This is a genomic window from Nocardia sp. NPDC059764 (assembly GCF_042732555.1).
Taxonomy (GTDB): Bacteria; Actinomycetota; Actinomycetes; order Mycobacteriales; family Mycobacteriaceae; genus Nocardia.
In genome coordinates this window covers 1-21,924 of sequence record NZ_JBHWHH010000018.1, presented here as the reverse complement: position 1 = coordinate 21,924, position 21,924 = coordinate 1, and the positions used below count along the sequence as shown (strand labels likewise).

At 67.6% G+C, this 21,924-nt stretch carries 27 protein-coding genes and 1 pseudogene; 8 read left to right on the top strand and 20 right to left on the bottom strand.

Annotation, left to right across the window (positions count from 1 at the left end; genetic code table 11):
- Positions 1 to 137: 137 nt before the first annotated feature.
- The 5 genes from ACFV4K_RS06195 to ACFV4K_RS06175 all read right to left on the bottom strand — a co-directional run bounded on the left by ACFV4K_RS06195 (position 138) and on the right by ACFV4K_RS06175 (position 4,040).
- Positions 138 to 1,058, bottom strand: a complete 921-nt coding sequence (locus ACFV4K_RS06195) for a cytochrome c oxidase assembly protein (protein ID WP_379272494.1) — start codon at positions 1,056 to 1,058, stop codon at positions 138 to 140.
- Between the two features lie 52 nt (positions 1,059 to 1,110).
- Entirely contained in the window at positions 1,111 to 1,773 is a 663-nt protein-coding gene (locus tag ACFV4K_RS06190; RefSeq protein ID WP_379272492.1) for a DedA family protein, read from the bottom strand.
- A 102-nt stretch (positions 1,774 to 1,875) separates the two neighbouring features.
- Entirely contained in the window at positions 1,876 to 3,027 is a 1,152-nt protein-coding gene (locus ACFV4K_RS06185; protein ID WP_379272491.1) for a low temperature requirement protein A, read from the bottom strand.
- A 166-nt stretch (positions 3,028 to 3,193) separates the two neighbouring features.
- Entirely contained in the window at positions 3,194 to 3,445 is a 252-nt protein-coding gene (locus ACFV4K_RS06180) for a hypothetical protein (protein WP_379272489.1), read from the bottom strand.
- A 271-nt stretch (positions 3,446 to 3,716) separates the two neighbouring features.
- Positions 3,717 to 4,040: an NmrA family NAD(P)-binding protein gene (locus ACFV4K_RS06175; RefSeq protein ID WP_379272488.1), complete on the bottom strand. Its 324-nt coding sequence runs from the start codon at positions 4,038 to 4,040 to the stop codon at positions 3,717 to 3,719.
- A 436-nt stretch (positions 4,041 to 4,476) separates the two neighbouring features.
- Here ACFV4K_RS06175 and ACFV4K_RS06170 point away from each other — a divergent pair, with 436 nt between their 5' ends.
- From ACFV4K_RS06170 to ACFV4K_RS06155, 4 genes and pseudogenes are all read left to right on the top strand, one after another.
- On the top strand, positions 4,477 to 5,181 hold the full coding sequence (locus ACFV4K_RS06170) for a TNT domain-containing protein (protein WP_379272487.1): 705 nt from the start codon (positions 4,477 to 4,479) through the stop codon (positions 5,179 to 5,181).
- 1 nt (position 5,182) lies between these two features.
- Entirely contained in the window at positions 5,183 to 5,431 is a 249-nt protein-coding gene (locus ACFV4K_RS06165; protein WP_379272486.1) for a hypothetical protein, read from the top strand.
- Positions 5,432 to 5,454: 23 nt separating this feature from the next.
- Positions 5,455 to 5,640 (top strand): annotated as a pseudogene (locus ACFV4K_RS06160) (hypothetical protein); the annotation flags it as partial.
- 430 nt (positions 5,641 to 6,070) lie between these two features.
- The gene (locus ACFV4K_RS06155; RefSeq protein ID WP_379272485.1) at positions 6,071 to 6,904 is read left to right on the top strand and encodes an SGNH/GDSL hydrolase family protein; all 834 of its coding nucleotides are present in this window, start codon (positions 6,071 to 6,073) and stop codon (positions 6,902 to 6,904) included.
- Between the two features lie 5 nt (positions 6,905 to 6,909).
- On the opposite strand, the gene ACFV4K_RS06150 is transcribed toward ACFV4K_RS06155, so the two are convergent.
- The 7 genes from ACFV4K_RS06150 to pyrH all read right to left on the bottom strand — a co-directional run bounded on the left by ACFV4K_RS06150 (position 6,910) and on the right by pyrH (position 11,991).
- Complete coding sequence (locus tag ACFV4K_RS06150; protein ID WP_357099562.1) at positions 6,910 to 7,338, bottom strand: phage tail protein; 429 nt, start codon at positions 7,336 to 7,338, stop codon at positions 6,910 to 6,912.
- Positions 7,339 to 7,475: 137 nt separating this feature from the next.
- Entirely contained in the window at positions 7,476 to 7,913 is a 438-nt protein-coding gene (locus ACFV4K_RS06145; RefSeq protein WP_357092696.1) for a 2,4'-dihydroxyacetophenone dioxygenase family protein, read from the bottom strand.
- 56 nt (positions 7,914 to 7,969) lie between these two features.
- The gene (locus tag ACFV4K_RS06140) at positions 7,970 to 8,338 is read right to left on the bottom strand and encodes a fatty acid desaturase family protein (RefSeq protein WP_379272541.1); all 369 of its coding nucleotides are present in this window, start codon (positions 8,336 to 8,338) and stop codon (positions 7,970 to 7,972) included.
- Between the two features lie 107 nt (positions 8,339 to 8,445).
- Positions 8,446 to 9,555: a 23S rRNA (adenine(2503)-C(2))-methyltransferase RlmN gene (gene rlmN / locus ACFV4K_RS06135; protein ID WP_379272483.1), complete on the bottom strand. Its 1,110-nt coding sequence runs from the start codon at positions 9,553 to 9,555 to the stop codon at positions 8,446 to 8,448.
- Between the two features lie 94 nt (positions 9,556 to 9,649).
- Positions 9,650 to 10,621 (bottom strand): phosphatidate cytidylyltransferase, encoded by a 972-nt coding sequence (locus tag ACFV4K_RS06130; RefSeq protein WP_379272482.1) that lies wholly within the window; start codon positions 10,619 to 10,621, stop codon positions 9,650 to 9,652.
- 40 nt (positions 10,622 to 10,661) lie between these two features.
- Positions 10,662 to 11,219, bottom strand: a complete 558-nt coding sequence (frr, locus tag ACFV4K_RS06125; protein WP_213556998.1) for a ribosome recycling factor — start codon at positions 11,217 to 11,219, stop codon at positions 10,662 to 10,664.
- A gap of 37 nt (positions 11,220 to 11,256) precedes the next feature.
- On the bottom strand, positions 11,257 to 11,991 hold the full coding sequence (gene pyrH / locus ACFV4K_RS06120; RefSeq protein ID WP_357092686.1) for a UMP kinase: 735 nt from the start codon (positions 11,989 to 11,991) through the stop codon (positions 11,257 to 11,259).
- A gap of 306 nt (positions 11,992 to 12,297) precedes the next feature.
- Here pyrH and ACFV4K_RS06115 point away from each other — a divergent pair, with 306 nt between their 5' ends.
- Complete coding sequence (locus ACFV4K_RS06115; protein WP_379272480.1) at positions 12,298 to 12,600, top strand: hypothetical protein; 303 nt, start codon at positions 12,298 to 12,300, stop codon at positions 12,598 to 12,600.
- 68 nt (positions 12,601 to 12,668) lie between these two features.
- On the top strand, positions 12,669 to 12,893 hold the full coding sequence (locus ACFV4K_RS06110; protein ID WP_379272479.1) for a hypothetical protein: 225 nt from the start codon (positions 12,669 to 12,671) through the stop codon (positions 12,891 to 12,893).
- A 70-nt stretch (positions 12,894 to 12,963) separates the two neighbouring features.
- Here ACFV4K_RS06110 and tsf read toward each other — a convergent pair whose 3' ends face one another.
- Together tsf and rpsB are read right to left on the bottom strand one after the other, a co-directional pair.
- Complete coding sequence (gene tsf / locus ACFV4K_RS06105; protein WP_379272477.1) at positions 12,964 to 13,779, bottom strand: translation elongation factor Ts; 816 nt, start codon at positions 13,777 to 13,779, stop codon at positions 12,964 to 12,966.
- Positions 13,780 to 13,887: 108 nt separating this feature from the next.
- Positions 13,888 to 14,754, bottom strand: coding sequence for a 30S ribosomal protein S2 (gene rpsB, locus ACFV4K_RS06100; protein WP_357281558.1), 867 nt, complete (start codon positions 14,752 to 14,754; stop codon positions 13,888 to 13,890).
- A gap of 388 nt (positions 14,755 to 15,142) precedes the next feature.
- On the opposite strand from rpsB, the gene ACFV4K_RS06095 reads away from it, so the two are divergent.
- Positions 15,143 to 15,628 (top strand): M23 family metallopeptidase, encoded by a 486-nt coding sequence (locus tag ACFV4K_RS06095; protein WP_379272539.1) that lies wholly within the window; start codon positions 15,143 to 15,145, stop codon positions 15,626 to 15,628.
- Positions 15,629 to 15,635: 7 nt separating this feature from the next.
- Positions 15,636 to 16,139, top strand: coding sequence for a DUF1990 family protein (locus tag ACFV4K_RS06090; RefSeq protein WP_379272475.1), 504 nt, complete (start codon positions 15,636 to 15,638; stop codon positions 16,137 to 16,139).
- A gap of 55 nt (positions 16,140 to 16,194) precedes the next feature.
- On the opposite strand, the gene ACFV4K_RS06085 is transcribed toward ACFV4K_RS06090, so the two are convergent.
- The 6 genes from ACFV4K_RS06085 to ACFV4K_RS06060 all read right to left on the bottom strand — a co-directional run bounded on the left by ACFV4K_RS06085 (position 16,195) and on the right by ACFV4K_RS06060 (position 21,889).
- Complete coding sequence (locus ACFV4K_RS06085) at positions 16,195 to 16,575, bottom strand: hypothetical protein (protein WP_379272474.1); 381 nt, start codon at positions 16,573 to 16,575, stop codon at positions 16,195 to 16,197.
- A gap of 229 nt (positions 16,576 to 16,804) precedes the next feature.
- Entirely contained in the window at positions 16,805 to 17,569 is a 765-nt protein-coding gene (locus ACFV4K_RS06080) for a siderophore-interacting protein (RefSeq protein WP_379272472.1), read from the bottom strand.
- Positions 17,570 to 17,701: 132 nt separating this feature from the next.
- Positions 17,702 to 18,625: a tyrosine recombinase XerC gene (locus tag ACFV4K_RS06075; RefSeq protein ID WP_379272471.1), complete on the bottom strand. Its 924-nt coding sequence runs from the start codon at positions 18,623 to 18,625 to the stop codon at positions 17,702 to 17,704.
- A gap of 81 nt (positions 18,626 to 18,706) precedes the next feature.
- Positions 18,707 to 19,912, bottom strand: a complete 1,206-nt coding sequence (gene dprA, locus ACFV4K_RS06070) for a DNA-processing protein DprA (protein ID WP_379272469.1) — start codon at positions 19,910 to 19,912, stop codon at positions 18,707 to 18,709.
- A gap of 110 nt (positions 19,913 to 20,022) precedes the next feature.
- Positions 20,023 to 21,531 carry a YifB family Mg chelatase-like AAA ATPase gene (locus ACFV4K_RS06065; RefSeq protein ID WP_379272467.1) on the bottom strand — a complete coding sequence of 503 codons (1,509 nt, stop codon included), beginning with the start codon at positions 21,529 to 21,531 and terminating at the stop codon, positions 20,023 to 20,025.
- Position 21,532: 1 nt separating this feature from the next.
- Positions 21,533 to 21,889, bottom strand: a complete 357-nt coding sequence (locus tag ACFV4K_RS06060) for a YraN family protein (RefSeq protein ID WP_379272465.1) — start codon at positions 21,887 to 21,889, stop codon at positions 21,533 to 21,535.
- Positions 21,890 to 21,924 lie beyond the last annotated feature (35 nt).

Genomic DNA, 21,924 nt, shown 5'->3' with positions numbered 1-21,924 from the left:
TCGGAGGGGACGCAGGTCGAGCATCCTGATCGGGCGTCCAATAAGAAAGTACTGAGAAATAGCTGCAAATGCTCCTTTGATAGCGAATATCACTCAGCGCCAGAACCGGTGACGCAGGCCACAATTGGGCCGTTCGATCAGCGGCGGAAGCGCTCCCGCAGCTGCGGATCGTGCTCCCACCACAGTCCCGTGGAGACCGGTTCGTCGGCATCGAGTTCGGCGTCCAGCGCGCCCGCCTCCCGCTTCTCGTCGTCGGCGAATCGCCGCATCACGACCAGGGAGTAGATCAGGCCGAGCAGATCCCCGAGCAGCCAGAGAATGCCCGCGCCGATCGTCTGGTCCAGGCGGACATCCGGTCCCCAGGTGCGGCCGAGGGAACCGTAGTACCCGGCGGCGACGAGCGGGCCCAGCCACAGCACGATGCCCAGGATGCCGTCGGCGAGCGATTCCCCGACCGTGATGAGCAGCGACAGCCCCTGCGTGAAATGCCGTGGCACCGGATCGATCTGCAAGCGGGAGTAGAAATACAGAAACCCGATGGCCACCACCAGGATTCGCGTGACCGCGTCGACCGCGCCGTGCCGCAACACCGCCTCGTACCAGGGCGAGAGGAACAGCGCCCACGGCAGCAGCAGGATCAGCATCGACGCGGTGGCCGGATGGGTGAGCAGCCGGGCCACGTCACCAGAGAGCATGGCGTCCAGGCGTTTCCGCCCCGCCTCGCCGAGCGCCGCGCGCAACACGGTGAACGGCGCTCCGGCCGCGAGCGCGAACGGCACCACGTACAGCAGCAACAGCACCTGCAGCGCGCGCACCCAGAACAGGGTGTCGGAATACACCCCGGGCATCCCGAGGCCGGTGTACAGCCACACGCCCAGCCCCGCGACGCCGAAGTACACGGCCCGGCTCACCGGAAGCTGTTCCCCGCGGCGGCGGCCGAGCACGAAGCAGGTCGCGTAGGCGAAGCCCAGCAGCGCGACGACCAGCGCCGACGAGGCGTCCCATCGCCAGGCGCTCACCAGTCCGCTCAGGCGCAGCGGTGTGTCGATCCGAACCACGGCCCCAGTATGCGCGGCGCGGTCGCGGCGTTCCCTGGGAGATCGCTGGGAATCAGTCGGTCTCGGGGGTCATCGGGCTCGCATGGGAGACCTCGTAGTCGGCCTCGAACGAGCGCTCGCGGCGGCGTTCGCGCAACTTCCACACGATCAGCGCGACCACCACCACCGCGGCCGCGCCCAAGGCCAGATCCCGGCCGACCGTCTTGGCCACCGCCTCGTAGGACTGTCCCGCGACGAAGCCGAGCACCACGAAGATTGCGCCCCACACGATTCCGCCGACCGCGTTGAAGACCAGGAAGCGGCGATACGGCATCCGGGAGGTGCCCGCCAGCGCGGGCATCATGGCCCGGAAGAAGGCGGTGAACCGGCCCAGGAACACCGCCCAGCCGCCGCGGCGGGCCAGATAGTCCTGGGCGCTGTCCAGGCGGCCGCGGTGGCGGTCCAGGATCGAGGCCTGCAACAGCTTCGGGCCCACCTGTTTGCCGACCTCGTAGCCGACGCTGTCGCCGATGATCGCGGCGGCGATCACGAGCACGATCATCAGCCACAGCTGCACGTGGCCCTGACTGGCGGCGACGCCGCCGAGCACCGCGGCCGTCTCGCCGGGAATGACGAAGCCGACGAAGATCGCGTCCTCGGCGAACACCAGCAGCGCGACGACGAGGTACACCCAGACCGGCGCGATATCCAGGATCCGGTGCATCAGCGAATTCATGTCCGCCACGGTACCGACGGGGCCGGTCACCCACGGGGCCGGTCGCACGATCCGGGCGTGCGCAACGATTTTCGGGTGGCTCAGCGTCGGTTCCGGTCCGGCTCAGCGGGTCATCAGCAGCAGGGGGCGTCCGGTCGAGACCACCCAGTGCTCCCACGCATTCAGGCCGACCAGGACCGCGGTCACCGCGGCCAGCGTCATGATCTCCGGCAGCAGCGTCGAGGCGAGGGTCAGCGCCGCCAGCACCAGTGCGGCGATGAACCGGCCGAGGGTGGCCGCGCCGAACATGCGCCAGCGGGTGAACAGGAAGGTCGACACGTAGAGGGTCGCGCCGATCGGCAGCAGGAAGGCGTTGACGCCGTGGGCGGTCCCGGTCGGATGCTCGACCATGCTGCGCGCGCCGACCGCCACCCCGACCAAGCCGATCACCAGCAGAATGTGGCCGTAGCTGAGCACATCCCGCACCACGGTGCCGCGAACCTGGTTGGTGCGCAACGAATGCTCGACCGCGGAGAACCCGTAGGCGAAGTACAGCCACCACAGGCCGCAGCCGAGCACGAAGATCAGCCCCACCGCGATCCACGACATCACGCCCAGATGCGCTTCCGCCGCTTCCGAACCCACCGCCGCGACCGTCTCGCCGAGCGCGATGATGACGAAGGTGGCGAACCGCTCCGGCAGATGCGTCGCGCCGAACTGCACCGACTCCATCCGCCGCGCCAGCAGCGCCGGCCCGCCGAAAGCCAGCAGCACCGCGACGATCCAGAGCGCGTTGCGCGCCCCGCCCTGCGGAGCCAGCGCCGCGATCACCAGCAGCACCGCCGCGACCAGGGTGATCGTGAACGGATTGACCCAGCTGCCGAACACGCCCGCCTCCGAGAACGCCCGCTTGCGCCGCATCTCGGCCCACAGCAGCAGCCGCAGGACCAGATGCGCGACCGCCAGGATCAGCGGCAGCGCGCGCCCGAGGAACGCGTGCGGCGCGGCGATGGCGATCACGAACATGCACAGCCCGCACGCGAACAGGAAGAGCCGCTGCCGATTCGAGTCCTCGACCCCGTGCACCGACAGCGTCGTCCCCACCCACGACCACCACATGATCGCCAGCAGCAACACCGTCTGCCCGACGGCTCCCCAGCTCTCCCCGGCCACCGCCACATGCGCGGCCTGCGTCACCGCGAACACCAACACCAGGTCGAAGAACAACTCCGCCCAACTGGCCCGCTCATGCGCCTCACGTAGAGGTTCAGTCACACCCGCAATCCCTGCCTAGCACCATTTCCAGCGCGTTCACTCTAGTCACACCACATGACCGTTTTGTCCGACATTCCCCTGCGTTGATCACACCCGCCAATCACACCGGCCACACTCGGCAGGCCAAATCGAGCGGCCAGCCGATCACACCGATCCGTCACCCGGATCACCGCCCGCCGGTGGGACCGAGGCGATTCCCGCGTACCTGGGCCCGCCCGCGCGGACCGCGCCCGGCGAACCGCCGCCGCGCGTCGTCGAGCCAGTCCGGCCGTTCCCGCCGTAGCCGCCACACCTCCCCCACGGTCCAGCCACCACCCAGCTCCGGCAGATCGGTGACCGCGATATCCAGCCGCGCCGCCGCGGCGGCCCGCTTCAACGGCCGTGTCGCCGAGTCCATTCGGCTTCGTTGTGCGTTCATGCCATCCAGGCTGCGCCGCGGTGCGGCGACTCCGCGGCAGTACCAGAACTTCGCACCCCCGACTCGATCCATCCGCTCGGACCCCGATCACGGTCACCGAATCGCTTCGAGTCACCTTGCACCGCAACTGGATCCGGTTAGAGTCGGTCGACCGACTCGCCGATACGGGAGGTCTGGCGTGAGCGCACACGGAAAGAGCGACCGCGTCCGGTGCGGCCGAGGAATTCCCGGGGCCGGTTGAAGGCGATGGCGCCAATGTCCCGCGTCGAGATCAGCGAGACCGGAATGTCCCCGCGCACCGCGAGATTGAGCTCTGCAGCATGCCGCTCTCGTCGAGCATCGGCCGGGTGAAGCCGTTGAGGTTGTCCAAGAAGGTGGGCCGCAGGATGGTCGCAGGCAGTTCGAGTTCGTGAATGTACCCCTCGATGGCCGTCCTCGCCGCGTAGTACTCGACGCCGGTATCCTGGCCCGCACCGCGCAGCGAGCTGTACACGAAGTGCTCGATACCGAGCTCCTCGGCCAGCCGGCCTCGGCGCTGTTCGGCCGCAATGCCTTCCGTGGTGATGTGGACGCCTTTCATCATGGTCAGCATCATGAACACGCCGCACGCGCCTTCCGTGGCGGCCCGGATCGTGCCGGTGTCGTCGAGGTCGCCGAGCTCGCCGGGGTGGCATATTTGTTACACATTCCTTGAATGATCGTCGCGTGCTGTGGCGTGATAAGAATCAGCGCTCGGGACCCCATGTGCTGGGCAGCGCGATTGCGGTGATCCGCCCCGGTCGTGATCTCGCGCCAATAGCAAATATTGACGTTCCACTTCTCTGGCGAATCGGCCCAAATCACTGCCGCCGCACTGATACTGCTGTGCGTCGAATACGACCGCGCCATTCGACCGTGGCGACACGCCGCTACTCGGAAAAGGTTCCAAGCTCCGTGGCCGATATCAGCGATACACATTTCCGGATGAGGTTGGATTCGCAGCGGTTCCGTATGCTCATTGCGCCACATCTACTTTCCGCTACGGAGGTGCTGTGCGATACCGATCTCTGCTGACCACTTTCTTCGCCTCGCTACTCCTGCTGGTCGGGCCCCCGATCACGGTGCAGGCGCTACCAGGCTCCGGTTCCGCATCCGGCTCGGCGGAGCCGTGCCATCCCGGTACACCACCCTGGGCGCCGCCCACGGAGACTTGGTTCGATCCAAGTCGTAAATACCTGGGGCCTGAGCCATTGCCGCAGACCCCGCCGGTATCTCCGTTACTGGTGGGATATCAACGCCTCGGAAACCTTTCCGAAGACCAGTTCGTAGCGAAGTACCGCAAGCCGGACGATTCTGGTTGGATTTATCCACCGGATGATGGCTTCGTGATCGTAGCCGACAACACGGCGGCGCATACGGAGGTTTTGCTACCCGGCACGCGCGTCGATCGGTTCGGTAATCCGAGCGGGAAGTTCCTGTCACCGGTGGGCACGCCCTTCAGTCAGCGAGCGATACCGCCGGCGAACCTCACTACGTACCCGATGACTCCGCAGGCCAATTATCACGTGTATTGCGTGCTCGCGACGTTCAGGGTCCAGGCCGGACCGGCCCAGCCATGGTTCGAGCAACCCGGTTATGGCAAGCAATACGTCTTGGACACCAGTTTTCAGCCGTTCCCAGAAGGAGCGGACGGCGCACATGCGAGCGTCCAATGGATGATCGACAACCACCTGCTGGTCGAAGAAATCCCCAACTGACATGGATCGCAAGCAACTCGTTGCCGCACTGCTCGACGCCGGAAAGCCTCCGCATTGGTTTCAGATTGTCGGCATCCATTCCTATGACCCGTTGCCGACCGACTTCTGGTTTATGCGGCCGGGACCAAGCGGCGACTGGGAGGTCGGGGTATTCGAACGCGGAGAATACGACGTGCGAGCGCGATTCGACTCGGAATCCGATGCGGCCGCATGGGTTTACGAGGCGATTATGGGGCACCCCCCGCCCTGAGCCCGCCGCTGATATTCCGGCATATGGTCACCGATGCGGCTGTGCGCAATAGCAATTCGCGGTCGGTGCGCAAGGCCCGACGCGAGGAGATATCGACCTTCCTGAAGTCGCGGCGGGCGCGCATCCGCCCGGAGGATGTCGGCCTGCCCACGGGCGCGGGCCGGCACACCCCGGGCTTGCGTCGCGAGGAGGTGGCGCAGCTGGCCGGCGGCGGTGGCGGTCCGGGCAGGCGATCAAGGTCTTGGCTCGTGAGATGAGAGAAGCGGCCGAGCTCGGTTCGCAGGCGGCGATTCAGGCGAAAGTGATTCATTCCCAAGGCATTCGGGATGAGTTGCAGATCCTGCCTCGTGCCTCCATCAAGCATCTGGTGGAATTTGATCCCAGATGCCAGATGCCAGATCGTCCACCTCCGCGGGCTGGTGCCGAAGCCCTGGAGTTGGCGGGCGCTCTGACGCTTGCGTCTGGAGCAGGGTCGAGGGCACGAGTCTCGTTGTGACCGTGGGGCCACATTGCTCGATAACGATCGCGCAAACTGACCTACTGGGTGGTAGGCCATCTTCTAGGGTCGGCGGGATCCCATCCCCGCCGCACCACCAGGACCCTCTCGTGAAACTGAAACATTGCCTGTCCGCAATTGCGATGATCGCTGCCGCCGGCCTGACCGGCATCACCCCGGCCAGTGCCGACAGCGGAAAGTATGTGGCGCTCGGCGATTCGTATGCGGCGGGGGTGGGTATCTCGAACATTCTCGATAAGACCTGTTCGCGGTCGGATCGCAATTACGCGCATCTGTTCGCGGCGCAGCGCGGGTATGCGCTCACGGATGTCACCTGCGGTGGCGCGACCATCGACTCGGTGACCAGTACCCAGCTGTCGGCTGTCACCTCGGACACGACCCTGGTCACGCTGGGGGTCGGCGGCAATGATGTCGGGTTCGGGCAGTTGGTGAAGGATTGTGTGCTCGCGGGCACGATCGGAACGGGTAGCGGGACAGGGAGTCTCGCCACGGGTAGCGCCAGCGGCAGTGCCGGGGCGGTCGCCGAGCTGGTGGCGGGCTGCAAGAACAAGTACGCGGCGGCGATGCCGGGGCGGCTGTCGATGACCGCGGCCAAGCTCGCCCAGTTGCTCGCCGCCATTCGGACGCAGGCGCCGCAGGCTCGCATCGTGCTGGTCGGGTATCCGAAGATCCTGCCCGACAACGCATCTCTGTGCGCGGGCCGCCAACCGGTGCTCGCCGCCGATGTCGACTGGATTCGGGACGGCGTGATCGGCGGTCTCAACACCATGCTGAGCTCGCAGCCCGGCACCGCCTACTTCAGCACCTACGAGCTGTACGACGGCCACGATGTCTGCGAAGCCGTTCCGGACCGCTGGGTCAACGGCACCTCCGTCGACAATGGCGAAGGCGCGCAATTCCATCCGAACCAGTACGGCCACGCCGCCACCGCGCAGCAGATGATCGCCACCCTCTGACCGCGTCAGGCGGCCATGTGCTGAAGGTTCTCGCAGACCAATGTGACGCTGTTGTACAGCATTTCACCGGGGCCGTCCCGCAGAGCGGAGACCTCGATCTTGGACGGCCACGCGTGCTCGAGCAGGTAGCTCGGAACCGGGGTGCCCTCGCCGTCGTACATCGTCAGGGTGCAGTCGCGGCGCGCCACGGCCATCTGGCCATTGCGCGCCGACTGGTGCCAGGCCCACAGGTCGGCGGTGCCGGTGCGGCCTCGACACAGCGTGACCTGGGGCGGCTTGACCCTTCCGGGCAGTTGGATCGGACCGCCGCCACCGCCTTCGAGGTAGGCCACCGGTTCGATTTCCGACACGATGCCGCCCAGTTCCGCGAAGGACGCGATCTGGAGGCCGTCGATGACGATGACGAAGGAAGAAATGGTCGTGAGCTGCGGCATTGGCATCATGCGCTCCTCGGCCGATCGGACGCCCGGCAAGCATCCGCCTTCGATCCAGTGTAGGAACCACAGGACGCCCGGCGACAGCGAATCGATCGCATGGCTACCTTCGGGCAACAAGACCGCCGGTGGCGACGCTATTCGAGAATTCCGGTCGGGCGGGCGATACCGGCGACATCGCAGAGCGCGAAGTAGGCGTCCTGGATGGTCTTCGAATCGACGACACCCGCCACATTGCCGTCGGCGTCGAGGTCGATGAACGCGCCCTCGACGATGAACAGGACATCGGAGTCCTCGGCGACGGTGAGGGTGTGGACGGACCCGGCGGGCTCGTGGATGAACGTCCCGGCGGTGTAGTGGATGCCCTGCTCGGCGTAGAACCAGTCCCCGGAGAAGGTGTACGCGTTCACCGCACCGGTGTGCTTGTGCGTGGGCAGGCTGAACCCGGCCTTGAACCGATTGCGCAGCACGAACCCCGACGGCGACACCCGCAGCAGCTGCAGGCCGACGTCACCCGCCCACACCCAGGGGATATCGGCTTCGTTCACATGTCCTACGAGCGGTTGCTGCAACATGAAGCAAACGCTAGGTCAAGAACCTTTGCGCCCGAAGCGAATCCGAAATATCCGATTCATCCCGTTACGCTCTCGGCATCGAGCCCGAGAATTCGGTCCGGCAAGGACAGTTTCAGGATGGTGCGCAGAGTAAGCAGATACTGCACCACGATGCTTCGGCAGGTGTAGGGCAGCCCGTACTGTTCGGCGAGTTCCCGGACTTGCCGGGCGACATCCGGCAGGCGGTTGCTCGGCACGTCCGGGAACAAGTGGTGTTCGATCTGATATCCCAATGACCCGGTCAAGATTCTCCCGACCGGACCGGACGGGAAGTTCGCGCTTCCGAGAAACTGCCGGAGATACCACTCGCCGCGGGTCTCGGTGGACAGATCGCGTCGGGTGAAATTCTCGGCGCCGTCGGGGAAATGGCCGCAGCAGGTGACGATCTGCTCTCACGTGTTCTTCGCGACGTTGGCGGCCAGATTGGCCCGGTCCGCCGATCGCCACCCGCCGCACGCCCGTTCACCACGAGCGTCATCACACCGACGTGTGGTCAGCCTTCCGCGGCGAGCTGGCCACAGGCGGCGGCGATCTCCTGGCCGCGGGTGTCACGGACGGTGCAGGTGACGCCCTGCGCCTGGACACGCCGGACGAACTCGTCCTGGACCGGCTTCGGGGACGCGTCCCATTTGCTGCCCGGGGTCGGGTTGAGCGGGATCAGGTTGACATGGACCAGGGGGCCGAGGGCCTTGTGCAGCTTCTTGCCGAGCATGTCGGCGCGCCAGCCCTGGTCGTTGATGTCGCGGATCAAGGCGTACTCGATCGACACCCGGCGACCCGACTTGTCCGCGTAATAGCGTGCGGCGTCGAGGACTTCGGCGACCGGCCAGCGATTGTTGACCGGCACCAAGGTGTCTCGCAGCTCGTCGTCGGGAGTGTGCAGGGAGACAGCGAGTCGCACCGACATGTCCTCGTCGGCGAGCTTGCGGATGGCGGGGGCCAGACCGACGGTGGAGACCGTCACCGAGCGCTGCGAGATGCCGAAGCCCTCCGGCGACGGAGACGTGATGCGGCGGACCGCGTTCACCACGCGCTTGTAGTTGGCCAGGGGTTCGCCCATGCCCATGAACACGATGTTGGACAGGCGGCCGGGTCCACCGGCGACCTCGCCGTCGCGCAGGGCGGCCGCGGCGGCCCGGACCTGATCGACGATCTCGGCGGTGGACAGGTTGCGGTTCAGACCACCCTGACCGGTGGCGCAGAACGGGCACGCCATGCCGCAACCCGCCTGCGACGAGATGCACAGGGTGTTGCGGTCGGGGTAGCGCATGAGCACCGACTCGAGCAGGGTGCCGTCATTGGCGCGCCACAGCGACTTGCGGGTGGTGCCGTCATCGCATTCGATGTGCCGGATCTCGGTCAGCAGCTGCGGGAACAGCGCCTCCGCGACCTGGGACCGCATCGCCTCGGGCAGATCGGTCATCTGATCCGGATCGGCGACCAGGCGGCCGTAGTACTGGCGCGCGATCTGGTCGGCGCGGAACTTGGGGAGGCCGAGCTCCTCAACCACCGCCTTGCGCTCCCCCGAATCGAGGTCGGCGAGATGCCGCGGCGGCATACCGCGGCGAGGGGCGTCGAAAACGAGGGGCAACGGGGTAGTCATAACCCTTCCAGTGTTCCATCCGAAACACGCGTTCGGAGCCGCGGGGTGCGATGCGCTCGTCACATACGGGGCTGGTCGGCGGCCACGCGACCCGTCAGAGCAGGGCGGTCAGCACCAGCCACGCCACGAAAGCCGACGGCAGCATGGAGTCGAGCCGATCCATGATCCCGCCGTGCCCGGGCAGCAGGGTGCCCATGTCCTTGATGCCCAGCTCCCGCTTCACCTGCGATTCGATCAGGTCGCCGCTGGTCGCCACCAGCACCAGCCCGACGCCCAGCAGCACACCGATCATCGAATTCGCCTGGAGCAGCAGCGTCACCGTCAGCAGACCGCCGATCACGCAGAACACCAGCGAACCGCCGAAGCCCTCCCAGGACTTCTTCGGGCTGATATGCGGCACCATCGGGTGCTTGCCGAACAGCACGCCCGCCACGTAGCCGCCCACGTCGGAGCAGACGACAAGGATCATGAAGGACAGCACCCGCAGGTTGCCCTGGTCCTCGGACAGCATCAGCACCGCGAACGAGGCCAGCAGCGGAATCCAGGTGAGCGTGAACACCGAGATCGCGGTGTCGCGCAAGTAGTTTCGCGGGGTGGCCGTCAGGCCGTGGTCGAACAGCCGCCACACCATGAGGGTGAGCGCCGTCGCGCCGAACGCACCCAGCACACCCTGCGGCCCGACCGGCCAGGCCAGCCACACCACCGCCTGCCCGCCGATCAGCAGCGGGATCCGGGGCACCAGCACGTCGGCCTCACGCAGCCGCTTGGTCACCTCCCAGGTGGCCACCGCGACCGCGACCGCGATCACACCGACGAGCACCTTTGGAGCCCACAGCAGGATCGCGATCAGGGACAACCCCAGCCCGAATCCGACCCCCAGCGCCGCGGGCAGGTTGCGGCCCGCCTTCGACGCGGGCGCGCTCGGCTTCCCATCCGAGGCGGCCCCGCCCGCATTGTCCGGCGTGGCCGAATTCGCGGCCGGCGGCTCGGCCGGCGATGCGGTGGCTTCCTCCGGCAGCTCGCCGGTGGAGGCAGTCTCTTCGGCCACGATTGTCCCGTCGCTCACTTGTCGTCCGTTCCCTACCCCCGGCCGAAGCTCGGCCGTCCTAGACCTCGAGCAGTTCGCCTTCTTTGTGCTTCACCAGCTCGTCGATCTGCGCGACGTACTTCTGCGTGGTCTTGTCGAGTTCCTTCTCGGCGCGACCGACCTCGTCCTCGCCCGCCTCGCCGTCTTTCTGGATGCGGCCCAGCTCTTCCATGGCCTTACGGCGCACGTTGCGGATCGAGATCTTCGCGTCCTCGCCCTTGGACTTGGCCAGCTTGACCATTTCCCGGCGCCGCTCCTCGGTGAGCTGCGGGATCGAGACCCGGATGATGTCACCGTTGTTGGTGGGGTTCACCCCGAGATCCGAATTGCGGATCGCGGTCTCGATCGGCTGCATCTGCGCCTGCTCGTACGGCTTGATCACGACCATGCGCGGCTCGGGCACGGTGATCGAGGAGATCTGGGTGATCGGCGTCATCGAGCCGTAGTACTCGACCACGATCCGCGCGAACATACCAGGATTCGCGCGACCGGTCCGGATCGAGGCCAGGTCGTCCTTCACCACCGAGACGGCCTTCTCGAACTTTTCCTCGGCGTCGAAGAGCGCTTCTTCAATCACGGCGTTTCCTCCACTGCGTCATGGTTCTCGTCGTCGGTCACGACCGGACCAGGGTGCCGATCTTCTCACCGGCGACGGCGCGGGCGATATTTCCCTTGGTCAACAAATTGAACACCAGCATCGGCATCTGGTTGTCCATACACAGGCTGAAAGCGGTGGCATCGGCGACCTTGAGGCCCCGCTCCAGCGCTTCCTTGTGGGTGATCTGGGTGAACATGGTGGCGTCGGGGTCCTCCCGCGGGTCCGCGGTGAAGACGCCGTCCACGGCCTTGGCCATCAGCACCACTTCGGCGCCGATCTCCAAGGCGCGCTGCGCGGCGGTGGTGTCGGTGGAGAAGTAGGGCATGCCCATACCGGCGCCGAAGATCACGACGCGGCCCTTCTCCAGGTGCCGCTTGGCGCGCAGCGGCAGATACGGCTCGGCGACCTGACCCATGGTGATGGCGGTCTGCACCCGGGTGTCGATGCCCTGCTTCTGCAGGAAGTCCTGCAGCGCAAGGGAATTCATGACGGTGCCGAGCATGCCCATGTAATCCGAGCGGGCCCGCTCCATGCCGCGCTCCTCGAGCTCGGCGCCACGGAAGAAGTTGCCGCCGCCGATCACCACGGCCACCTGGACGCCGTCCTCGACGACCTCCGCGATCTGCTCGGCGACCGCCTGCACGACATCCGGGTCAAGCCCGACACGGCCACCGCCGAACATCTCGCCACCCAGCTTGAGGAGCACTCGGCGATAGCCCTTGCGATCGGGGGCGGTATCCGGGTCCGTCATCGGTCTCCTTGTCCAGACGTTCGAGCGTGCGCAGGCACATGAAAGGACCATCCCGGCCGACGAATTGCACGGGACGGCAACAAAGCACCATCCATCCTGCCTCACGACCGGTCACGAGCGTGAGCCGACCCTCGTATCGGCCTACCGGTTCGTAACATTCCGGGCGCGCGGGAGTCTTGGGGGCAACCATGAGGGCAACCACGGAGCTACTCCCCCGAAGGGGCCCCAGGAAGCACTGCCCCGGAAATCCGGGGGCCCGAATCGCATTTGAAGCAAAGGCATTTCGAATATTTTCAGCCCGTGAACATGAAGAACCGCACAATCCGAACCGGACTGGCCGCCCTCGCTCTCGCCGCCGCCCTCGGCTCGATCGCGGCTCCAGCCTCCGCCGAGATCGCCCTCACCCCGGCCGACGCACCGACCGCCGTCGCGGGCACGACGACCGGCTCCGGCACCGGATCCTGGAACCCCTACACCGGTTCCGCCAACAGCCCGGTCGTCCCCTACATCTCCCCCGGAAGCTCGAGCCTGATGGGCACCGTGATGGACGCGATCACCATCCTGCTCGGCGGACAGCCCTGTCACGGCTGCGCCAACGACCCGGTCTGAGCGTGCCCCTGGAAGCTGGGGCAGTCATTTCCAAATGCAAGCGTTCGCATTTCACATATGTTCCACTCGTGAAAATCAAGAACCCCACGATCCGAATCGGATTCGCCGGACTCGCGGTCGCCGCCGCGCTCACCGTCGCGGCGGGTCCTGCCGCGGCCGAGACGCCGGCACCGTCGATGGCCGCCCCGATCGCCACCGATACCGGCAGCAGCGCTCTGAATGTGGTCGGCTGGCTGTTGGAACAGCTCTTCCCGAAGCCGTCGACCGACCCCTGCCACGGGATGTGCAGCTGATCGAGCACGAAAAAGGCCCCTCACTCACCGGAAACCGATGGGCGAGGGGCCTTTTCGATGCTTCAGGCGATTACGCCTGGCCGACCTCGAAGCGAGCGAAGCGGGTGATGGTGACACCGGCGTCGTCCAGCAGGGCCTTGACGGTCTTCTTGGAGTCGGTGACCGAAGCCTGCTCCAGGAGGACGACGTCCTTGTAGAAGCCGTTGACGCGGCCTTCGACGATCTTCGGCAGCGCGGCCTCCGGCTTGCCCTCTTCCTTGGCGGTCGCCTCGGCGATCTCGCGCTCCTTGGCGACGAGCTCGGCCGGGACGTCCTCGCGGGTGAGGTACTTGGCCTTGAGGGCCGCGACCTGCATGCCGGCGGCGCGGGCGGCGTCGGCGTCGGTGCCGGTGTACTCGATCAGCACGCCGACGGACGGCGGCAGGTCGGTGGCACGCTTGTGCAGGTAGACGGTGGTCTGACCGTCGAACGCGGCGACGCGGCGCAGCTCGAGCTTCTCGCCGATCTTGGCGGCCAGCGCCTGCAGCACCTGGTCGGCGGTCTGACCGTCGACCTCGACGGCCTTCAGGGCGTCCAGGTCGGCCGGGCGGGCCTTCGCGGCGGCGGCCACGATGGCGTTCGCGACGTCCTGGAACTCCTGGTTCTTGGCCACGAAGTCGGTCTCGGAGTTGATCTCGATCAGGACGCCGTCCTGCGAGACGACCAAGCCCTCGGCGGTGGCGCGCTCAGCGCGCTTGCCGACATCCTTGGCGCCCTTGATGCGCAGGAACTCGACGGCCTTGTCGAAGTCGCCCGCGTTCTCCTCGAGCGCCTTCTTGCAGTCCATCATGCCGGAGCCGGTGAGCTCGCGGAGCCGCTTCACATCGGCGGCGGTATAGTTCGCCATCTCGGGCGAGCCTCCCTGTGTGAGTGAAAGTCTGTGGTGGTCACACCTTGCCGACCGTCATCGAACGACAGCGGTCGGCAAGGTGAACAGATGCCTGGCGGCGGTGGATCAGAAGTCGGCCGGGGTCTTGGTGGCCGGGTCTTCCTTCAGCTCCGCCTCGGCAGCGGTCTCCACGGGGGCCTCGGCGGCAGCCTCGGCCGGGGCAGCCTGCGACAGCAGCTCCTGCTCCCACTCGGCGAGGGGCTCGCCCGCGCCGGCCTCCGGCTTCGAGTCGCCACCGGCACGCGAGGCACGAGCCTGCACACCCTCTGCGACGGCGGAAGCGACGACCTTGGTCAGCAGCGCGGCCGAACGGATCGCGTCGTCGTTACCCGGGATCGGGTAGTCGACCAGGTCGGGGTCGCAGTTGGTGTCCAGGATCGCGATGACCGGGATGTTCAGCTTGCGAGCCTCGCCGACGGCGATGTGCTCCTTGTTGGTGTCGACAACCCAGATGGCCGAGGGAACCTTGGCCATGTCCCGGATGCCGCCCAGGGTGCGCTCCAGCTTGTTCTTCTCACGCGTCAGCATGAGGATTTCCTTCTTGGTGCGACCCTCGAAACCGCCGGTCTGCTCCATCGACTCCAGCTCCTTCAGGCGCTGCAGCCGCTTGTGCACGGTCTGGAAGTTGGTGAGCATGCCGCCCAGCCAGCGCTGGTTCACGTAGGGCATGCCGACACGGGTCGCCTCAGAGGCGATCGACTCCTGGGCCTGCTTCTTGGTGCCGACGAAGAGGACGGTGCCGCCGTGGGCAACGGTCTCCTTGACGAACTCGTAGGCCTTGTCGATGTAGGTCAGCGTCTGCTGCAGATCGATGATGTAGATGCCGTTGCGGTCGGTGAAGATGAAACGCTTCATCTTCGGGTTCCACCGGCGGGTCTGATGACCGAAGTGCGCGCCGCTGTCGAGCAGCTGCTTCATTGTTACGACAGCCATGGCTCCGTAACTTCCTCTCGTTGCTGGTTGACACAGGAATCGGCGATCCCTGCCCTGGCGCCCGCGGCCACCGGAACCCTCCGAGAACGAATCAGGGGGACCAGCCGGCGACACTCACTGTGGGCGCGCGAAGTCGGTCGGCGTTAACGCAAACCGCTGAATCAGTTTACGCAGCGGTTCCGTCAGATCGAAATCGGGCCCGGAGCAGGGGCTGATCCGGACCCATCGACGCAGGTCAGAACGCTGCGCTTGTTCTATTCACAATACTGAATTTCATCCACACTCGCGGGGCGGGAGGGACTGGACGACAGTCGCGGGGCGCACGCTGATTCGCATGTCCGCGAACTACTTCGATCCGGAATTTCGCCGCGCTATTTCGTCCGCGGCGATGGTGGTGGTGACGGTCGTCCTGGCCGCGCCCGGATCGGCCGCTCCCGGCGGGGAGTTCGGGTGGCCGCTCGCGCCGCGGCCCGCCGTGGTGCGAGCCTTCGACAAACCCGAGCACGACTGGCTGCCCGGACATCGTGGCGTCGACCTGGCGGGAAGCCGGGGGCAGGCGGTGCTGGCGGCGGGCGACGGGATCGTGGTGTTCGCCGGAATGGTGGCCGGGAAACCGGTGGTCTCCATCGATCACCCGGGCGGGTTGCGCACCACGTACGAGCCGGTCACCGCGTCAATTGCGGTGGGCCGCAGGCTGACTCGCGGCACCGTGATCGGCGTGCTCGAGGATGGGCATCCGCCCTGCTCGCCCTGCCTGCACTGGGGCGCCCGGCGCGACGGTGCATACGTCGATCCGCTCGGCCTGATCCATCGCGCGCCGATCCGGTTGAAACCGCTCACAGATCCGTCCACCGGGTCAGGAGGCGGGCCATGATGGATCGATGTCGCAGCAGCCGTTCACCTATCCCGACGTCGGCGCGACCGCGGGCGAGTTCCCGGCGGGGTACCACCACTTCCGGTTGCGACGCCGAATCGGTTCCGGCCGTGCGTTTTTCGACGAGGCCGCTGTGCAGGTTCTCACCTACCGCATGCAACGCGGCAGCGGCGTCTTCCAGAACGCGTCGACGCCCGAGGCCCAGCCCGGCACCGACATCACCGTCCGCATCGGCTTCGGCCCGATCGGCTTCACCGCGCCCTGCCGTGTCGTCTATGTCGTGGACGAACCGAACCGCCGCGGATTCGCCTACGGCACGCTGCCCGGCCACCCGTTGCACGGCGAGGAACTCTTCGCCGTCGAATACGACCCCGCCGACGACTCCGTGTACGGAGTCATCGCCTCGTTCTCCCACCCCGACCCCTGGTACGCCCGCCTCGGCGCACCCGTCGTCCGCCTCGTCCAACGCTGGTTCTCCGGTCGCTACATCGCCGCGCTCGAGCCCCACTGAGCGGCGCGGACCGCCCCCGCACTCGACCGGATCGTGATCGGTCAGCGGTTCGGGATCACTGAAGGCGACCCTTGAGGTGAGCGGCGAGGGTGGCGGCCTCCGCGCGGAGACCGGCGGCGCGATCCGCTCCACTCTCGAACTCGGCGTATTCCCTTGCGGCGGTGAGCCGTTCGTCGATCTCGGCGCGGACGATGGCGGCCACCTCGGCTTCGGTCAGTTCGCGGCGGGGGCGCTCGGCCGCGCCGACGCCGACGGCGCTGCTCTCGATCGCTCCGGCCCGCGCATCGGAACCGTCGACGGCTTCGGCATTGTCGATCGCGGCCAGCGCCGAGCGCAAGGCCGCGGTGGCGTGACGGTCCCGGACCTTCATGGCGGCCGGGAGTGCTGCGCGGAGGCGTTCGCGTAGGGCGGGGGTCTCGGCGGGCGGCGTCGTCATGCCATTCGACGCTACCCGCCGAAATGCCCCAAACCGGATCTCAGCGACCGGGTGTCGCCAGCGGGAATTCGGGTGGCACACCCGGTGATCGGGTGCTTTGCCGTGCGTACCCGACTCCTGCGCAGCACAGACCACCCACCGCACCATCACCGACGGCGATCGATCCGGCGACTCCGGGAGCCGCCGGTCACCGGGGCATCGCGAATCGGCCCGGCTGCGACGCGATCGGCTAAACGGCTGCGGGCGCGGCCTTTTCGCGTTCGGCCAGTTCGGATTTCCAGGTACGGAAGCCCTCTTCGGTGCGGCCGCGTCGCCAGTAGCCGGAGATGGAGGACGCCCATTCGGCGGGGACGGCGCGCTCCTTGCGGATGTAAGGGCGCAGGTCGTGCATGACCGCACGGGCTTCGCCGTGGATGAAGACCTGGACCTGGCCGTCTCGCCAGGGTGCGGAGCGGACGGTGGCGGCCAGCCGGTCGCCGGGTTCAGCGTCGCCGCGGTGGATCCAGGTGAGGTCCACGCCCTCCGGGTGCGGGAAGGCGAGTTCGTCCGACGGGCCGCCGACCTCGACGAACACCTGGCCTACGGCGTCGGCGGGGAGAGCCGCGCAGGCGGCGGCGATGGCGGGGAGGGCGGATTCGTCGCCGGCGAGGAGGTGCCAGTCGGCATCGGGGCGCGGGGCGTAGCCGCCACCGGGGCCGAACAGGTCGATGGTGTCGCCGGGCTGGGCGGTGGCCGCCCAGGGGCCGGCGACGCCCTCCTCGCCGTGATGGACGAAGTCGATGGCGATCTCCTGGGCGGCGCGGTCGACTTCGCGCACGGTGTAGGTGCGCATGACGTCGCCGTCCGGGCCCGGGAAGATCAGCTTGACGTAGGCGTCGGCGCTGTCGTTGGGCTGGAAGGACATGAAGCCCGGGCCGCCCAGTCGGACCCGGATCAGGTGATCGGTCAGGTGAACCGCGTTCTGGACCACCAGCGTGATGCGTGTGCGCGCCAAAGGGCACCTCCATGGTCAGTGCATAATTAGGGTTACCTAACTAACGCTAGCACGGGTGTCGATAGGTCGTCGATAGCTTTCCGATAGGCCGTGGATCACCCACCGCTTCCCGGGTGCCGACGAACGGGCCGGTCAGGCGCGCGGGTGCGCCTGGTCGTGGACCTTCTTGAGCCGGTCGATCGAAACGTGGGTGTAGAGCTGGGTGGTGGCCATGCTGGCGTGGCCGAGGATCTCCTGCACCACGCGCAAGTCGGCGCCGCCCTCCAGCAGGTGGGTGGCGGCGGTGTGGCGGAACCCGTGCGGGCCCATGTCGGGCGCGCCGGGAATCGCGGAAACCACCTCGTGCACCACGGTTCTCGCCTGCCGGGGGTCGATGCGGCGGCCGCGGCGCCCCACAAGCAGCGCCCGGCCCGAATCCGGCGTCGCGAGGGCCGATCGGCCGAACCGGAGCCAGGCCTCGAGGGCCTGTTCGGCGGGCCCACCGAAGGGCACCGACCGTTCCTTGTTGCCCTTGCCCAGCACCCGCACCAGCCGCCGTTCCCGATCCACGTCCTCGATGTCGAGGCCGCACAGCTCGCTCACGCGAATCCCGGTGGCGTACAGCATCTCCACGATCAGACGGTCCCGCAGCGCCATCGGATCCTGCTGCGCCGCACCCGATTCCGCCGCCTCCATGGCCGCCCGGGCCTGCTCCTTCCCCAGCACCGACGGCAGCACCCGATGCGCCCGCGCCGATCCGAGGCGCGGCCCCGGATCCACCGCCAGCCGACCCGTATGCGTCAGCCACGCGGTGAATGTCCGTGCCGAGGACGCCCGCCGCGCCATCGTGGTCCGGGCCGCTCCCTCCGCCGCCTGTGCCGCGAGCCACGATCGCAGCAGGGCCAGATCCACCTCCCCCACACCCGAATCCACCGCCCGCGCCAGCAAATGTTCCAGCAATCCGCGAGCATCCCCCACATAGGCCCGCACCGTATGCGCCGACCGATTCCGACCCAATCGCAAATGCCGGCCGTACTCGGCCAGCAATGCCTCCAAATCCTCGGGCAACCCACTCATCCCCCCACGCTGACCGCATTCCGCCGCCTTTTCAAGCACCCCCGCCGCGCGATCGCGCCACACCAATTCCGGCGGACCTGATCACCGATGCTGCTCATGGGCCGCGACAATGGCCCCGGTCCCCGACGCCCCCGACGACCGCATCCGATACCACCCGTGGCCATCACAGCCGACCAGCCCAGCGATCTCCAATGCGGACAACGTAGCTCGCACCGTGGGCAAGGCCAGCCCGGTGTCGGTGACCACCGCCCGCGGCAGCCGCGACCCGGTAGCGGGCAACGCGGCCAGCACCAACGCCTCATCCCCTGACAGGTTGTCCTCCGGATTCGGCGGAACAGCACCCGGCAGCGACAGCCGCAACGGCCCGGCCTCGTCGAGAATGTCCTCGGCCCGAGTCACGATGAACGCCTCCCCCTCCCGAATCATCCGGTGACACCCGACCGACGCCACCGACGTGATCGGCCCCGGCACCGCCATAGCCGGCCGCCCCAACCTCCGGCACCACTTCACGGTATTCCGGGATCCACTACGAATCCCGGCCTCCACCACGACAACACCGTCGGCGAGGGCGGCGATCAACCGATTGCGAGCGAGGAACTGGTGCTTGCGCGCGGATGTTCCGGGCGGGTACTCGGTGACGACCAGACCACGATCGGCGATCTCGGCGAGCAGATGATCGTGCTGCACCGGATACGGGCGATCAGGACCGCACGCGAGTACAGCGATCGTCATGCCGCCGACTCCCAGCGCAGCTCTATGAGCCATTCCGTCGATCCCGAACGCAGCCCCGGACACGACGGTCCATCCCCGCGCGGCCAGCTCCCCAGCGATCTCCCCGGTCGCGTGATTGCCATACCCGGTACTGCACCGAGCCCCGACCACCGCGACCGCCCGCTCGGTCGTCTCCAGCAGGGACCTGCTCCCACGCACCCACAACACCAGCGGCACAGCCGCATCCGCGTCCTGTGCCGGATCCAACTGCCGCAACCCGAGCATTCGCCACGCGGGCCACTCCGCATCCTCCGGCGTCACCACCCGCCCACCCAACCGCTCGATATGCGCCAGATCCGCTTCCGCCCGCTCGATCCCGCGCCGCAGCTCGGTAGGCCCCCGCAACACCTCCGGCAACGCCCGCTCCCGCACCGCCCGCGCCGCCTCCACCACCCCTACCGACTCGATCAACGCCGACAATGCCGCACAAGGCCCCTCCACCACCCGCGACAAGTACACCCACGCCAACCGCCGCTCCTCCGCATCACCGCTCGCGACCGACCCGCCTTCGTGCATTGCTGTCCCGTACAACACGCCGGTCCAACCGGAGCCGCGGCCATGTTCAGCGTTGCCGGGCTCCCAGGTCCCGCCCCCATCGACTCCAGCGGAACCATGGTCGTTCTCGCTCATGCGGTACCTCGCTGCCGGAAGCTCAAGGCTTGCAGGACGTCCTGGGCATTCGGAATGTCGCCACCACGAAGATCGCAGACGGTCCAGGCGACTCTGATGGCTCTGTCCGCACCGCGGGCGGACATGCGGCCATGTTGGAGAGCGTTCTCGACCGGGGCGAGGGCCTCGCGGGGGAGGCGGAAGCGTTGGCGGAGAACGTGGCCGGGGACTTCGGCGTTGGTGGACATACCGAGTTCGATCCACCTGTTCGCGGCTGCCGCGCGGGCCGCGGTCACACGGGCGCGGACGACCTCGCTGGTCTCGACCTCGTCGCCGGTGAACGCGCCCGCGGCCTGGGCGTGCATCTGCACGGCGATGTCGATGCGATCCATCAGTGGGCCCGAGAGTTTGCCGAGGTAGCGGCGGCGAGCCAGGGGCGCACAGATGCAGTCGATATCCCGGGCGGGGGCACACGGACACGGATTGGCCGCCAACACGAGCTGAAATCTCGCCGGGAAGCGGGAGACTCCGTCCCTGCGCGCGATGCGAACCTCGCCCTCCTCCAAGGGAGTTCGCAAGGCTTCGAGGACCTTGGCACCCAGCTCCGCACATTCGTCGAGGAACAGGACACCGCGATGGGCGCAGCTCACCGCGCCCGGCCGCGCGGAACCGGAACCGCCGCCGATCATCGCCGTGACCGACGAGGAGTGGTGGGGTGCCACGAATGGCGGCGCGGTGATCAGCGGTGCGTCGCCGGAGAGCGTGCCCGCGACCGAATGGATCGCGGTCACCTCCAGGGAATCCCGCTCACGCAGCGGTGGCAGCAGGCCTGGAAGGCGTTGCGCCAGCATGGTTTTCCCGATGCCGGGCGGACCTGTCAGCAGCAGATGGTGCGCACCGGCCGCGGCCACCTCCAGCGCCCAGCGCGCCTCGTCCTGGCCCACCACCTCGCTGAGATCTCCGATCGGTGGATCGGCTACCGGCAGGACCGGATCCGGGACGGTCAGTTCTCCCCCGCCGCGCAGCCAGTCGAGCAGTTCGAGGAGGGTGGCCGCGCCGAGGACTCGGATGCCGTCGACCAGGCCCGCTTCGGGCAGGGCGGCGGCGGGGACGATGACGGTGCGGCGGCCCGCGTTTCGTGCGGCGAGGACCGCGGGGAGGATGCCTCGGACGCGGCGGACGCGGCCGTCGAGGGCCAGTTCGCCGAGTAGAACGGATTCGGCGAGGCGGTTGGAGGGGATGGCTCCCGCCGCGTCGAGGACCGCGCCGGCGAGGGCGAGGTCGTAGACGCTGCCCACCTTCGGGAGGGTGGCGGGCGACAAGGCCAGGATGACGCGGCCGTCGGGCCATTTCTCGCCGGTGTTGGAGACGGCTGCTCGGACTCGGTCTCGGGATTCCTGGAGGGTGGTGTCGGGGCGGCCGACGAGGTGGACCGACGGGAGGCCCTGGCCTATGTCGGCTTCGATTTCTACGAGTTGGCCCTCGACGCCGCTGACGGCGACGGAGTAGGCCCTGCCGAGGGGCATGTCAGAACGCCGCCTTCAGGTGCAGGATCTCCGGTGGGCGGCCGGGGCGCAGGATGACGGAGACGACGTCGAAGCGGATGCGCTGGAAGGGGCTGGGATGGGCCTGCAGCCAGTGGCGGGCCACGGTGCGGATGCGCTGCTGTTTGAGGAGGGTGACGGCCTCCTCGGGGCGACCGCAGGTCAGATTGCGGCGGGTTTTGACCTCGACGAAGGCGGTGATGTCGCCCTCGCGGGCGACGAGGTCGAGTTCGCCGTAGCGGCATCGCCAATTGCGGGCGACGATCGACATCCCGGCCGTGCGGAGATAGTCCGCGGCCAGGTCTTCCCCCTGCGCTCCCAGCGCCAGATGCTGTGCCATTCAGCCAGCATGGCCGCGCCCGTACCGGACGCGGC

Coding starts and splice junctions, on each gene's coding strand:
- ACFV4K_RS06190 (WP_379272492.1), bottom strand. CDS start 1,773: ATGAATTCGCTGATGCACCGGATCCTGGATATCGCGCCGGTCTGGGTG.
- ACFV4K_RS06180 (WP_379272489.1), bottom strand. CDS start 3,445: ATGAACGCACAACGAAGCCGAATGGACTCGGCGACACGGCCGTTGAAG.
- ACFV4K_RS06175 (WP_379272488.1), bottom strand. CDS start 4,040: ATGATGCTGACCATGATGAAAGGCGTCCACATCACCACGGAAGGCATT.
- ACFV4K_RS06165 (WP_379272486.1), top strand. CDS start 5,183: ATGGATCGCAAGCAACTCGTTGCCGCACTGCTCGACGCCGGAAAGCCT.
- ACFV4K_RS06155 (WP_379272485.1), top strand. CDS start 6,071: ATGATCGCTGCCGCCGGCCTGACCGGCATCACCCCGGCCAGTGCCGAC.
- ACFV4K_RS06150 (WP_357099562.1), bottom strand. CDS start 7,338: ATGCCGCAGCTCACGACCATTTCTTCCTTCGTCATCGTCATCGACGGC.
- ACFV4K_RS06145 (WP_357092696.1), bottom strand. CDS start 7,913: ATGTTGCAGCAACCGCTCGTAGGACATGTGAACGAAGCCGATATCCCC.
- rlmN (WP_379272483.1), bottom strand. CDS start 9,555: ATGACTACCCCGTTGCCCCTCGTTTTCGACGCCCCTCGCCGCGGTATG.
- pyrH (WP_357092686.1), bottom strand. CDS start 11,991: ATGACGGACCCGGATACCGCCCCCGATCGCAAGGGCTATCGCCGAGTG.
- ACFV4K_RS06115 (WP_379272480.1), top strand. CDS start 12,298: ATGAAGAACCGCACAATCCGAACCGGACTGGCCGCCCTCGCTCTCGCC.
- tsf (WP_379272477.1), bottom strand. CDS start 13,779: ATGGCGAACTATACCGCCGCCGATGTGAAGCGGCTCCGCGAGCTCACC.
- rpsB (WP_357281558.1), bottom strand. CDS start 14,754: ATGGCTGTCGTAACAATGAAGCAGCTGCTCGACAGCGGCGCGCACTTC.
- ACFV4K_RS06095 (WP_379272539.1), top strand. CDS start 15,143: ATGGTGGTGGTGACGGTCGTCCTGGCCGCGCCCGGATCGGCCGCTCCC.
- ACFV4K_RS06090 (WP_379272475.1), top strand. CDS start 15,636: ATGTCGCAGCAGCCGTTCACCTATCCCGACGTCGGCGCGACCGCGGGC.
- ACFV4K_RS06085 (WP_379272474.1), bottom strand. CDS start 16,575: ATGACGACGCCGCCCGCCGAGACCCCCGCCCTACGCGAACGCCTCCGC.
- ACFV4K_RS06075 (WP_379272471.1), bottom strand. CDS start 18,625: ATGAGTGGGTTGCCCGAGGATTTGGAGGCATTGCTGGCCGAGTACGGC.
- dprA (WP_379272469.1), bottom strand. CDS start 19,912: ATGCACGAAGGCGGGTCGGTCGCGAGCGGTGATGCGGAGGAGCGGCGG.
- ACFV4K_RS06065 (WP_379272467.1), bottom strand. CDS start 21,531: ATGCCCCTCGGCAGGGCCTACTCCGTCGCCGTCAGCGGCGTCGAGGGC.
- ACFV4K_RS06060 (WP_379272465.1), bottom strand. CDS start 21,889: ATGGCACAGCATCTGGCGCTGGGAGCGCAGGGGGAAGACCTGGCCGCG.